The 12003-nt window shown below is 64.0% G+C and carries 11 protein-coding genes; 8 read left to right on the top strand and 3 right to left on the bottom strand.

Annotated elements, in window-relative coordinates; translation table 11 throughout:
* Positions 1-917, top strand: a 917-nt coding sequence (locus tag IFU00_12410; GenBank protein ID MBD8543079.1) for a TonB C-terminal domain-containing protein, incomplete at its 5' end; no start/stop codon positions are given.
* Between the two features lie 25 nt (positions 918-942).
* Here IFU00_12410 and IFU00_12405 read toward each other — a convergent pair.
* The 3 genes from IFU00_12405 to IFU00_12395 form a co-directional block, all read right to left on the bottom strand.
* The gene (locus IFU00_12405) at positions 943-2073 is read right to left on the bottom strand and encodes a DegT/DnrJ/EryC1/StrS family aminotransferase (GenBank protein ID MBD8543078.1); all 1131 of its coding nucleotides are present in this window, start codon (positions 2071-2073) and stop codon (positions 943-945) included.
* A gap of 15 nt (positions 2074-2088) precedes the next feature.
* Positions 2089-3417, bottom strand: a complete 1329-nt coding sequence (locus tag IFU00_12400) for a nucleotide sugar dehydrogenase (protein ID MBD8543077.1) — start codon at positions 3415-3417, stop codon at positions 2089-2091.
* Positions 3418-4028: 611 nt separating this feature from the next.
* The gene (locus IFU00_12395; GenBank protein MBD8543076.1) at positions 4029-4994 is read right to left on the bottom strand and encodes a DUF1460 domain-containing protein; all 966 of its coding nucleotides are present in this window, start codon (positions 4992-4994) and stop codon (positions 4029-4031) included.
* A gap of 231 nt (positions 4995-5225) precedes the next feature.
* Between IFU00_12395 and IFU00_12390 the strand changes: the two genes are divergently transcribed.
* From IFU00_12390 to IFU00_12360, 7 genes are all read left to right on the top strand, one after another.
* Positions 5226-8246 (top strand): TonB-dependent receptor, encoded by a 3021-nt coding sequence (locus tag IFU00_12390; GenBank protein MBD8543075.1) that lies wholly within the window; start codon positions 5226-5228, stop codon positions 8244-8246.
* A gap of 275 nt (positions 8247-8521) precedes the next feature.
* A complete protein-coding gene (locus IFU00_12385; protein MBD8543074.1) occupies positions 8522-8683 on the top strand; it encodes a hypothetical protein in 162 nt (53 codons plus the stop codon).
* Between the two features lie 69 nt (positions 8684-8752).
* A complete protein-coding gene (locus IFU00_12380; GenBank protein MBD8543073.1) occupies positions 8753-8929 on the top strand; it encodes a hypothetical protein in 177 nt (58 codons plus the stop codon).
* Positions 8930-9109: 180 nt separating this feature from the next.
* The gene (locus IFU00_12375; GenBank protein MBD8543072.1) at positions 9110-9487 is read left to right on the top strand and encodes a hypothetical protein; all 378 of its coding nucleotides are present in this window, start codon (positions 9110-9112) and stop codon (positions 9485-9487) included.
* A complete protein-coding gene (locus IFU00_12370) occupies positions 9477-10202 on the top strand; it encodes a hypothetical protein (protein ID MBD8543071.1) in 726 nt (241 codons plus the stop codon). Before IFU00_12375 ends, IFU00_12370 begins: the two co-directional genes overlap by 11 nt.
* Positions 10202-11269 carry a histidine kinase gene (locus IFU00_12365; GenBank protein MBD8543070.1) on the top strand — a complete coding sequence of 356 codons (1068 nt, stop codon included), beginning with the start codon at positions 10202-10204 and terminating at the stop codon, positions 11267-11269. Before IFU00_12370 ends, IFU00_12365 begins: the two co-directional genes overlap by 1 nt.
* A 4-nt stretch (positions 11270-11273) precedes the next feature.
* Positions 11274-12002, top strand: a complete 729-nt coding sequence (locus IFU00_12360; protein MBD8543069.1) for a LytTR family transcriptional regulator DNA-binding domain-containing protein — start codon at positions 11274-11276, stop codon at positions 12000-12002.
* The last annotated feature ends 1 nt before the right edge of the window (position 12003 follow it).

Below are 12003 nucleotides of genomic sequence, written 5' to 3'. Positions count from 1 at the left end.
CGCAGGAAGCGGCAACGCAGGAAGCCCTGGCGCAGGCGCAGTTACAAGCACGCCAGCGCGCCGAAGATGCCGCGCAACGCGTGGTGCAGGAGGCGGCCGAGCGCCAGCGCACCGAGGAACTGGCACAGCACAAGCTGGCCGAGGAACAGGCTCGCCTACAAGCCGCCGAACGCAAGCGCGCCGAGGACCTGGCGCAGCGCAGGCTCGCCGAGGACCGCGCACGTCAGCAAGCGGCCGAGCAGGCGCGTGTGGACGCCGAGCGGCTGACACGGGGCGCTGCCGAAGAAGCCGCCCGTCAGGCAGCGCAGCGCTTGCAGGCGCAGGCTTCCGGACCGGCTGCGGGGGAAGGCGCAGGACCAGCCGCTGGCGGCGCTGCCGCCGCGCGCACGGACGGCATTGGCGCTGGTGCTGGCGTCGGCGTGGGCAGCGGGGCGGGCATGCAACCCGGGCCGGGCGCCATGGCTGGCCTGCCAGGCAATCGCGCACGCGAGTTGCTGCGTGGGGTGACGATCCCGAATGTGGACGCCTCCGGCTTGCCGCGCGACCGGCCGGCCGGCAACCGCCGCGTGGTGGCCGACGGCGGCGAGCGCGATGCGCCGCTGCGCTTGTACGTTGACAGCGTGCGCCAGAAACTCGAGCGCAACGCGGTGCTCGGCGGCGCGCGCCTGTCGCTGCGCGAGGTACGCATCGATCCCCTGGTGAGCGTCTCGCTGCGCAGTGACGGCAGCATCGACGAGATCACCATCGTGCGTTCGAGCGGCCGCGCCGACATGGACGATGCCGTGCGCCGCTTCGTGCGCCTGAACGCGCGCTACGCTGCGTTTCCGCCGAATGTCGCCGCGAACTTCGATGTGATCGAGATCCGCCGTATCTGGCGCTTTGCCGAGGGACTCAAGCTCGTCGAAGAGATGCGCTGACGCCATCCGGCCGATCGCCATGGCGTCACTCTTGCAGCTCGGCCGATTCCACCACCCGCGCTTGCAGCGGCCCTGTCGCGTGCAGCAGACACTGGACGACATGACGGACATTTGCCGCCGCCAGGTGTGGGCCGATCGGCAAGCTCAACAGGGACGATGCCATCGCGTCAGCGATGGGGCACGACGCATCTGCTGCCAGCCGGGCGTAGGCAGGTTGCCGGTGGATCGGCACCGGGTAGTGCACGGCAGTCGGGACGCCGGCATGCTCCAGGATGGCGCGCACCTGCTCGCGCTGCTCGACCAGCACGGCATAACCCGCATAGGCGCTGGTGCGGTCGGAGCGGCAGCCAATGACAGGCAAATGCGGCTGCAGCATCTCGTCGTACGCAGCCGCGATGCGGCGGCGCTGCCTGATGTCCCAATCGAACCGTTCCAGCCTGGCCAGCACGATCGCGCATTGGAGCGTCTCCATGCACGCGTCGTGGCCAAAACGGTGATGCGCATGGCGCCGCGCCTGACTGTGCATGCGGATGTCGCGCATCGCGCTGGCGAGCACATCGTCGTTGGTGAACAGGGCGCCGCCATCGCCATAGCAACCGAGAGGGTTGGTCGGGAAAAAGCTCGTGCAGCCGATCGTGGACAGATTACCACTCTGGCGCCCGCGGTAGGTCGCGCCAAAACTCTGTGCGCCGTCTTCGACCACGGCCAGCCCATGGCGGGCGGCGACGCCATTGATGGCGTCCATTTCGGGCGGCTGGCCGTACAGCGAGACCGGGATGATCGCGCGCGTGGCCGGTGTGATCGCTCGTTCGATCAGCTGCGGATCGAGCGTGCACGTGGAACGATCGATGTCGGCGAACACGGGCCTGGCGCCGACCAGCACGATCGCCTTGGCTGCTGCACTGGCGGCAAACGGCGTGGTGATGATGTCGTCACCTGGCCCGACGCCAATGGCCATCAGGGCGATCGCCAGTGCCGTGGTGCCAGACGACGCGGTGACGCAATGGCGCGCGCCCGTGTAATCGGCCAGACGTTGCTCCAGTTCGGCGACTTCAGGTCCCATGTTGCGCTGGCCATGGTTGAAAACAGCCTGGATGCGGCTGTTGATCAGGCTGCGCGCCGTCTCGTCCTGCGATCGCGGGTCGATGGATTGCATGCGCTGTCCCTGGCCTTAAGCCTGCACGACGTTGGGCGAGCGGTTCGGGAACACACCGCGCGTATCCACGATCAGGCTGGCGTTCTGGCGCACGAGTTCATAGTCGAAGGCGCTGTGGCCAGTGGCCAGCAGCACCACGTCATACGAGGCGAGCGACGTCGGCGTAAGTTCGACGCTGGACAGGTCGAAGTGGTGCTCGCGCATGCGCGGGAATACCGGCACATGGGGGTCGGAATACTCAACCACGGCGCCACGCGCGCGCAGCAATTCCATCAGTGCCACCGAGGGTGACTCGCGCATGTCTTCGACGTCTTTCTTGTAGGCGATACCCAGCACCAGGATGCGGCTGCCCATGACGGCGCGGCTGCGGCTGTTCAGCGCGTCGGCCACCTTGGCGATCACCCAGGCCGGCATGTCGCTGTTGATCTCGCCGGCCAGTTCGATGAAACGGGTGTGCAGTCCGAACTGGCGGGCCTTCCAGGTGAGATAGAACGGGTCGATCGGGATGCAGTGCCCGCCCAGGCCCGGGCCGGGATAATAGGCGGTAAAGCCGAACGGCTTGGTGGCGGCGGCCCGGATGACTTCGTGGATGTCGATGTCCATGCGGTCGGCGATGATTTTCATCTCGTTGACCAGCCCGATATTGACGGCGCGGTGAATGTTTTCCAGCAGCTTGGTCAACTCGGCTGCGCGGGTCGAGCTGACCGGGACAACGGTGTCGATCGCCTGCCGGTACAGGGCCAGGCCGGCTTCCAGGCAGGCGTCGGTGGAGCCGCCGCAAATCTTGGGGATGGTCCGGGTGTGGTAGTCGGGGTTGCCGGGGTCTTCGCGTTCGGGCGAGAACACGAGGAACACATCGTGGCCGACGCGCAGGCCGCGCGCTTCCAGGCGGGGCCGGAGTTCTTCTTCGGTGGTGCCGGGATAGGTGGTGCTTTCAAGTGACAGCAACTGCCCGGGGCGCATATGGGGCAGCAGCGACTCGACGGTGCCGATCACGTACGACAAATCGGGCTCGCGGTGGGCGGTGAGCGGCGTGGGGACGCAGATGATCAGCGCATCGGCTTCGACCACGCGCGAAAAGTCGCTGCTGGCGACCAGCCCGGCGGCGCGCGCCGCAGCGATTGTCGGCCCCTTGATATGGGCGATGTAGCTCTCGCCCCGGTTGAGCTGGTCGACCTTGGCGGCGTCGATGTCGATCCCCAGTACGTGAAAGCCTTCGGCCGCATAGCGCAGCGCGAGTGGCAGCCCGACGTAGCCAAGGCCAATGATGCCAATTACGGCGTGGCGCTCACGCAGCCGGGTCAGCAGCTGCTCCAGGTGAACTGATTGGATATCGTCTCGCATGGGTTCCTCGACAGTGACAGTGGCAGATACGGGTAAGAATAAAACCGGCAATTTCTTGGGCCGATGGTGCAGCAGCGTGTTATTGCACCTGTTCTGCCTGAATCAACGCCGGCATGACAGAATTTGAATCAACTGACTCATGGTGGGGGAGAATTCGAATAAAGAAATGCGAAAATAAATAACTCTACCGAAAGAAAAAACGATTGAATTCGACACCATGTCTTCCGCGAAAGGCCACCAGGCAGTACGGCATATCGAGAAGCCATGGCAATCACTTCGTTGCTTGAAAAACCAGCTTCTGCACTCTAAGAAATTGATTCAAGAAACCATCAAAAGAATGCGCGCTGATTACTCCGACATACGGATCGAATCATCATGAATTTGATTGCCGGTTATTTGCGAGTTGATTATCCAATCCTGGCTGCATGGCGGGATTGAGGTCACTCAACAGCGCTCAGGGATAGTAGCGATCGAGCGTGGTTAAAACGGTTTGGGGGAAGTAGAAATAGAATTAGGGAATTAAATTTCTAATTCCCTATATCTTGAATGAAGATTCAAGTGGAGGAGGGTAACGTTCCCGGCTCGGCAAGCCGGGAACGCAAAGCAATGTATTACGCGCCCGGCCGGCCCGGCCGCGGCTGCGGCGCCATTGGCGGCACCGTGATCGTCTCGTTCAGGCGCAGGAACTTGAAGCCGGCCAGCATCTGGCCCGGCTTGCCGGCGCGCGCGTTGTCCGCTTCGCGTGCCGCCACCCGCGCCATGTACGACGCGAACGTTTCTTCGCGCACCTTCGGCGCCGACGAATGCAGGAAGTGCCGCTCGCCGTTTGGCCCCAGCACCACCAGGCCCACGTGCGAGGCCCAGTACTCGCCGTTACGGGTCGAGATCACGTTGACGAAGTCGCCTTCCTGCAACCCGTCGAGGATGGCGCCCACGCCGTCTTTCGGCACGTAGGTCTGGCGGCTCGTTTCGACGGGGATGTCGCGCACCGTGTTGTGGCGCGTACGCAGGAAGCGCGCGCGGTCGACGCGCATGTCGTAGCCGGGGCCATTCGGGCCGGCCAGGTCGGCGCTGATGTCCGTGACCAGCCAGCGGTTGGCCACGTTCCAGTCCAGCTCGGTGTAATGGTTGCGCGTGGCCACGCCGATCACGCCGTCGCGGTAGCGGATCCGCTGCAGCATCCAGAAGAACTCTTCCCATGATTGCGACAGCGCCATCGCATACGTGTGTTCCGCAAAGACGACGCAATCGCTTTGTTCGAGACTGTACATCGGCAAGCTGTCGTGGATCTCGAACGGGAACTCGCCCAGCAGGTTCAGCGAATACGGCTGGCCGATGTTCTGGCGGCCGATCGCGGCGATGCGCTTGCGCAGGTCGGGCTGCGCGCTCTGCATGTGCGGAATGTACTGGCCGGTCTCGAACGGCGTCATCTTGTAGATCGGCTTGTCCAGCAGGGCCGCCAGCGGCGTGGGTGGCGGTGGCGCACCTGGAATCGGCGGCGTGGCGGCAGGGGGGCTGGCGCAGCCGGTCAGGACGGCGCTGGCAAGAAGCAGGCAGGCAAGGCGCATGGCGGTCATCTCGGGAGAAGGGAAAGTATCACGCTAATCCGGCGTGTGCGTTGGGGATAATGAATTCTGCGCATCTACCCATAACCTGAGCGACCCGCCGGAAACATGCATTCCTCCCAGTTATACGAAAGCGAACACAAGTGATTATTCATGATGGCAATCCATCATCAATACTCGGCACAAGCATTTAAAAATTTGCCTTACTTTACCAAGAATCGCACCCTTCCCAGGAGAGAGATGATGTTCAAGCAGAAGCCGCTTGCCGCGGCCGTATCGATGGCCGTCTGGAGCCTTGCCACGTTGCCAGTGCTGGCGCAGGCGCAAGCGCAGGACCAGGAGACCCCAGCCGCAGTGCCGATGCAGACCGTGGAAGTGACGGGCATTCGCGCCTCGCTGGCCCGGTCGCTGGCGGTCAAGCGCGATGCGTCGGCCAACGTCGAGGTCATCACGGCCGAAGACGTCGGCAAGATGCCTGACAAAAACCTGGCCGATTCGCTGCAGCGCCTGGCCGGCGTGGCCGTGCGCACCGACTATGACGAGGCCGAAAAGGTGTCGATGCGCGGCACCAACCCGGACATGTCGCTGATCATCTTCAATGGCCATGCCGTCAGCAGCGCCGACTGGTACGTGGCCGACCAGGGCTCGAGCTCGCGCTCGACCAGCCTGTCCCTGATGCCATCGCACGTGCTGCAGCAGGCGGTCGTCTACAAGACATCCCAGGCCAATATCGTCGATGGCGGCCTGGCCGGCACCATCAACGTCTCCACGCGCAAGCCCTTGTCGGCCAAGGAGAACCTGTCGGGTGTGATCAGCGTCGGCGCCAGCTATGCCGATCTGCCAGGCCGCTACGCACCGGACATGAACGGCTCGGTCAACTGGAAGAACGAGGCCGGCACCTTCGGCGTTCTGGCCGCGCTGTTTGCCGAAAAGCGCTACGTGCGGCGCGATTCGGTCTCGCGGTTCGCTTACGGCACCAACAGCGGCTGGGACGTGATCAACACCAGCACCATGAAAGGCATCACCGATGCATCGCTCGCCGGCACCGGTTACACGGCAGCAGACCTGAACGGCGTGCGCCTGCCGGGCTCGATGAGCTCGGAGTTCGTCGAATCCGTACGCGACCGCAAGGGCGGCATGCTGTCGCTGCAATTCAAGCCGAACCGCGATCTCGACGTGACGCTCACGGGCTTTCATTCGTCCATGGATGCCGACAATCACGGCCGCCTGACATCGAGCGCCATCTACTCGATGCTGCTCGGGAAGAACGCGCCGCTGGGCAGCACCGTGGCCACCGCCGCCAACACCAGTTCGAACGGACAGCAGGTGTTCGCGCAGATCCGCAATCCGGTTATCGTCAACGAGACCACCGTGTATGGCAACCAGCTCAAGGTACTGAAGGCCGCCGACATCGTGTTCCCCGACGGGACCACGCCGCAGTACGTCGGCAACTCGGAAGGCTTCTACCGCGATGGCGCCAAGGCCGAGAGCTCGTTCCTCGACCTGGACGCCAAGTACCGTGTCAACGACGACCTCACGATCAAGACGCTGCTCTCGAGCACGCGCGGCGTGGGCACGACCGAACTCGACCAGGGCTTGACGCTGGCCCGCTACGGCACCGGCATCTCGTACGCGCTCGGCAGCCTGCATGACGCGCCGTTCGTCCAGTACCAGAACGCCGGCGGCAACCAGCCCGGCCTGAACGCCGACGGCAGCGGCTACACCATCGTCGACCGCGCCGCCTCGGGCGTGCGCACCGTCGACAAGGAATGGAGCGCGCAATTCGACGCCGAATACCGCGTCGACCGCGGCATCTTCCAGTCGCTGGAAAGCGGCGTGCGCTTCTCGGATCACAAGCGTACCAGCGCGCGCCGTGGCCCGGCCTTCCGCAACGGCATCACGCTCAACCCGGTCACGGGCCGCGTTACGTCGAATACGCCGACGCCAACCACCGGCTGGCAAGCATTCCCGGGTGACTTCGGCGATGGCCTGGATGGCCCGACCGGCTGGGACAACACCGGTTTCACCTACACGCCGGAAGCGATCAAGGAGTACATCGCGGCCAACACCAAGGTCACGAGCGACGCCTTCGAACGCCGCGTGAGTTCCGAGATCGACATGCAGGAACGCCAGAGCGCGGCCTACCTGATGGCCAATCTGGAACGTGATCGCTGGTCGGGTAACGTCGGCGTGCGCTTTTCGCGCACTGAAGTGAAAGCCAATATCGCCACGCCGATTCCCGCTGGCGCCTGCCAGCGCGTCGCACCGGGCCAGGCGCCCGTGACCTGCGCCGCCTATCCGGGCGCGATCACCGATGCCGGCGACGCCACCGCGTTCTTCGATGGCACGCCGTTCAATCCACTGGCCGGTATCCTGTATTACAAGACGCCGACCAAGCGCACTTTCGACAATTGGCTGCCAAGCCTGAACGTGCGCTATGACATGGGCAACGACATGCTGGCGCGCTTTGGCGCGAGCCGCACGATCGGGCGTCAGAACTACAACCTGCTGGGCAGCGGCTTCGGCACGCCCGGTTGCGACGCCAATGGCTGCCGCGTGACGGGCCCGAATCCCGACCTCGAACCGCAAACGGCCGACAACGTCGACCTGTCGTGGTCGTGGTACTTCGCACCGCGCTCGATCATCGCGCTGAGCGTGTTCCATTCGTCGATCGATGGCTATCCGAAAACGGGCGCCGTGGGCAGCACCACGATCGACCTGCAGGATCCGCGCGACCAGACCGTCAAGTCCTTCTTCATCAACACCGCCTCGCAGCAAGGCGCGAAGATCAATGGCATCGAGCTGCAGTACGAGCAGCCGTTCGGCCAGACCAACTTCGGCTTCACGTCGAACGTCAGCCGCGCCAAGACGAAGGTCGACGATGGCCGGCCGATGGTGGGCGCGTCCGAATGGACCGGCAACCTGGGTCTGTACTACGAAGACCGCAAGCTGTCGGCACGCCTGGTCGCAAACTACCGCGGCGAGTACGTCAACAGCACGACCGCGCCGGCGCCAACGGCCAACAGCCAGGGCCTGACCGTGATCAACGGCGTGGCGATGCCGACCGCGCCGACCTACGCCGATGCAGTGACAACGCTGGCGCTGTCGGCCAACTACTACTTCACCGACAACCTGGAGCTCGCGTTCAGCGCGACCAACCTGACCAACGCCAAACGCGCGCAATATCGCTACAGCGAAGAAGAGCAGCAAAAGCTCGACGTCAGCGGTCGCCAGTATTATCTGAACCTGCGCTACAAGTTCTGATCGCTGCATGCGGCAAAAAGAGGGGGGGGGCTGCGGCCCCCTTTTTGCATGCGTTTGTCGAGCTCATCCGTATTGACGCCCAAAGTGTGCGGCATCTAACGGTGAAAATTGGGTGCAGCCGTTAAGATGCTCCTGTCTGAGTGAGGGACGCGCGAAGTAATTCGCAGCCATCCGACACCTCAACAGGTTAGCCGGTCGCCTCGAGGATCGGCACCAATTTCATGACCGGTGCGGGCCTTGTGTCTGCACCGGGCAGCAAGGAAGCGGAGGTTGCCATGTACGATGTCAAGCATCCAGCCATGCACCTGGTGCGCGAATATCTCGCGCGCCGCTCGCGCGATCCGAAGCCGCCCCCGGCGCCAGAAGAAATCCGGCGCCAGCTTGGCTGGGCGACGTTGATCCCGGCGGCGCTCAAGATTGCCCCGACCGGCAACTAGCCTTTGCACACGTTTTCGCGTCGACGTCCTGTCAAGGACGCGGCGCATAGTTCAACCAAGGAGACCGTTATGACCAGCAGAATCGGAAGCAAGCACATCGCCCAACATCGCGGCAAGGCAGAACGCATCGAGATCAAGCGCACCAATATCGCACGTGAAGCCGTACGCCAGGCTGAAGCACGCGCCAAGTACCGCAACGTGCCAAAAGGCCTGATCAAGCGCCAGGAAGCCGCCAGCGCTGCCTGATGGCACCTGCGCTGCACACTGAACCCGCCATCACGGCGGGTTTTTTTTCGCCTGTATGTTGGTCACGGGCGTCGACTCGCCATTCGCCGGTATGGATTCGCCATTCGCCGAAAACCACTTCCGCCAGCGTGCCGACCCTTGATATCGTGATCCCTATTCGATCACAAGGAGGTCCGCACCATGCAATCCGAAGAATCCTATCGCTGGCGCAAGCAAATCGTCTGGGGCTTGCTGCTCATCGTCGTCGGCGCCGTCGTGCTGCTCGATCGCCTGTACTACATCAACGCCGAAGACTATTGGCACTACGCGCCGCTGCTGCTCGTTGCCGTCGGCATCAGCCAGACCATCGGCTACCCGAGCCCCAAGGAATTCGGCAATGGCTTGTGGACGGTGTTTGCCGGCCTGTGGTTGTTTGCGGTGCTCGAGAATGCATTCGGCCTGACGTTCCGTAACAGCTGGCCGCTGTTCATCCTGATGTGGGGCATCAAGCTGGTGCTCGACCCGTTCATCGCCCGTCGTTTTCTCAATAACCAGAAGGTGGGCCGCCATGAAAAATGATCGCTTGCCCAGGGGCGTGACGGGCCAGGTCGTACTTGGCGTGCTCGTCATTGGCATGGGCCTCTTGTTCCTGCTCGATAACCTCGGCCTGGTTGACATGCACCGCGCGTTTTCCTTCTGGCCGATGCTGTTCGTGATCGTCGGCACAGTCAAGCTGTGCGACACGCGCAGCCAGGGTGGCACGCTGCTCGGCGCTGCGCTGGTTGGCGTGGGCATCCTGATGATGCTGGACCGGCTCGATATCATCAACTTCAGTGTGCGCACCATGTGGCCGCTGATCCTGATTGGCCTGGGTGGATTCCTCGTTGCCAAGGCGCTGCGCAACCGCGGCCTGCCGGGCAGCGGCGCCGGCAGCCTGGGCGCCGGGATGCTCGATGATACGGGCAGCGGCGAGACCGTCGACATCACGGCAATCCTGGGCGGCTATGAGCGCCGTGTGGCCACACAGGATTTTCGTGGCGGTGAAATCACGGCGGTCATGGGCGGGTGCGAACTCGATATGCGCGGTGCTTCGATCCGTGGCGAGGCGGTGATCAATGTGTTCGCGTTCTGGGGCGGCGTGACCATCAAGTGCCCTCCCGACTGGACCGTGATCCTGCTCGGTACGCCGATCCTGGGCGGCTTCGAAGAAAAGACCGCCGTACCACCCGATGGCAGCAAGCGCCTCGTCATTCGCGGCTACGCGATCATGGGCGGTGTGGAAATCCGCAACTGATGGGCCGGATGTTCTGGGCCGGGCGCAGCGCCGCGCTGTATCTGGCGGCCTGGCTGATGCTGGGGCTGATGCTCGCGGGCCTGCTGAACGCGGCCATCGGCGCTGGGATCGTGGCCAGCCTGCTATTCGCGCTGCCGCTGATGCTGGTGTATGCGAGCGTGTGCGGCTATTCGAGCTACTACCTGTGCCGCGCCTATCCGCTGGCAACCAAGTCGCTGCGCTCGGTGCTGGTCGTGTTCTTTGTCACGGCCGCCAGCGCTGCCTTGCTGTGGTGCGCAGCGGCGGTGGCGTGGGCGGCATTGTGGCGCTGGCTGGCGCCGTCGATGGGCGGCGTGCTGCTCTCGCCACCCGTCGCCGCGGTGATGTTCGGCGTCGGCGTGCTGCTGTACGGGATGACGGCGTGCGCGCATTATCTGGCGCTGGAGTTCGAACGCGCGCGCCGGCTGGAAACACGCGAACTCCAATTGAAGCTGCTGGCGCAGGACGCCGAACTGCGCATGCTGCGCACGCAGATCGACCCGCACTTTTTATTCAACAGCCTCAATTCGATCAGCGCGCTCACCAGCATCGATGCCGACGCCGCGCGCGACATGACCTTGCAACTGGCCGGCTTCTTTCGCCACACGCTGGGACTTGAGGCGCACCGCAAGGTTCTGCTGTCTGACGAAGTTGAACTGACGCAGCGATTTCTGGCGATCGAGCAGGTGCGCTTCGGCCCGCGCCTGACGTTCGCGTGCGAGATGGCGGATGACGCGGCGCGCTGTCTGCTGCCACCGATGATCCTGCAGCCGCTGGTCGAGAACGCGGTCAAGCACGGCATCGGCCAGCTGCCACAGGGCGGCGTGGTGCGCGTGCAGGCAGCGCGCGCCGGCTCGCAACTGAAGCTGCGGGTCGAGAACGATGTCGATCCGGACGGCGGGCCAGCGGGCAAGGGCGTCGGCGTCGGCCTGGCGAACGTGCGCCAGCGCCTGCACGCCGTGTATGGCATCGACGCGAGCGTGCATGCGATGCGCGATGGGGCGATTTTTCGGGTGGACCTGATCCTGCCCGCAGACATGGGAGACTGACAGCATGCGGGTTCTGATCGTGGACGATGAACATCTGGCGCGCGCCGTGCTGCGCGAATACCTGACGACGCACGCCGACGTCGAGATCGTCGGCGAATGTGCCAACGGCTTCGAGGCAGTCAAGGCCATTGCGGAGCTCGACCCCGAACTGGTGTTCCTCGACATCCAGATGCCCAAGCTCGACGGCTTCGAGGTGGTCGAACTGGCCGGCAGCAAGCCGCACTACATCTTTGCCACCGCCTACGACCAGTTTGCGCTGCGTGCGTTTGAGGTGCATGCAATCGACTACCTGCTCAAGCCGTTTTCACGCGCGCGCCTTGGCGAAGCGCTGGCGCAGGCGCGTCTGCGAAACGCCCGGCCGGCGCAGATCGAGGCGGTGGTAAAGGAGGCAGCGGCGCGCCACACGCCGCTCGAGCGCATACTGATTCGCGACGGCGCCCGCGTACACGTGGTGCCAACAGCGAGCGTGGATTGCATCGAGGCACAGGACGATTACGTCGCGGTCTGCGCGGACGGCAGGCAGTACCTCAAGCTTGGCAGCCTGGCCGAACTTGAGGCGCAGCTCGATCCCGCCGTCTTCGTGCGCATCCATCGTTCGCATATCGTCAACCTGGGCGCGATCGCGCGCATCGAACCGGTGAGCAAGGACAATCACTGCGCCGTGCTGAAAAACGGCGTGAAGCTGCCCATCAGCCGCAGCGGCTACCAGCGCATCCGCGAATTGCTGGCATAAG

It is taken from the genome of Oxalobacteraceae sp. CFBP 8761, from assembly GCA_014841595.1.
Lineage (GTDB): Bacteria > Pseudomonadota > Gammaproteobacteria > Burkholderiales > Burkholderiaceae_D > Telluria.
The sequence above is the reverse complement of the archived record's forward strand: the minus strand, read 5'-3'. Positions and strand labels throughout refer to the sequence as shown.